This is a genomic window from Virgibacillus sp. LDC-1 (assembly GCF_030137545.1).
Classification (GTDB): domain Bacteria; phylum Bacillota; class Bacilli; order Bacillales; family Amphibacillaceae; genus LDC-1.
Genome location: NZ_JARUVL010000036.1, coordinates 1 through 1,097, shown reverse-complemented (window position 1 = coordinate 1,097; position 1,097 = coordinate 1). Strand labels below are relative to the sequence as shown.

Annotated in this window: 1 rRNA gene; it reads right to left on the bottom strand. The window is 51.2% G+C overall.

The features are described 5' to 3' along the window. Positions 1-1,097: ribosomal RNA gene (locus tag QBK89_RS14975) — 23S ribosomal RNA — on the bottom strand; the annotation flags it as partial.

Genomic DNA, 1,097 nt, shown 5'->3' with positions numbered 1-1,097 from the left:
GTCATGAGGTGGTACAGGAATATCTACCTGTTGTCCATCGCCTACGCCTTTCGGCCTCGGCTTAGGTCCCGACTAACCCTGAGAGGACGAGCCTTCCTCAGGAAACCTTAGGCATTCGGTGAAAGAGATTCTCACTCTTTTTTCGCTACTCATACCGGCATTCTCACTTCCAAGCGCTCCACCAGTCCTCACGGTCTGACTTCACTGCACTTGGAACGCTCTCCTACCATTGTTCGAAGAACAATCCGCAGCTTCGGTGATACGTTTAGCCCCGGTATATTTTCGGCGCAGAGTCACTCGACCAGTGAGCTATTACGCACTCTTTAAATGATGGCTGCTTCTAAGCCAACATCCTGGTTGTCTAAGCAACTCCACATCCTTTTCCACTTAACGTATACTTTGGGACCTTAGCTGGCGGTCTGGGCTGTTTCCCTTTCGACTATGAACCTTATCACCCATAGTCTGACTCCCAAAGCTAAGTAGCTGGCATTCGGAGTTTGACTGAATTCGGTAACCCGGTGAGGGCCCCTAGTCCAATCAGTGCTCTACCTCCAGTACTCTTTCTTTGAGGCTAGCCCTAAAGCTATTTCGGAGAGAACCAGCTATCTCCGTGTTCGATTGGCATTTCACCCCTACCCACACCTCATCCCCGCATTTTTCAACATACGTGGGTTCGGGCCTCCAGTCAGTGTTACCTGACCTTCACCCTGGACATGGGTAGATCACACGGTTTCGGGTCTACGACCGCATACTCATTCGCCCTATTCAGACTCGCTTTCGCTACGGCTCCGTGTCATCCACTTAACCTTGCCTACGATCGTAACTCGCCGGTCCATTCTACAAAAGGTACGCCGTCACCCATTAACGGGCTTCGACTACTTGTAAGCACACGGTTTCAGGTTCTCTTTCACTCCCCTTCCGGGGTGCTTTTCACCTTTCCCTCACGGTACTGGTTCACTATCGGTCACTAGGGAGTATTTAGCCTTGGGAGATGGTCCTCCCGGATTCCGACGGAATTTCTCGTGTTCCGCCGTACTCAGGATACACTCCGGAGGAAATTCTTTTTCGATTACAGGGCTGTTACCTTCTGTGGCGGA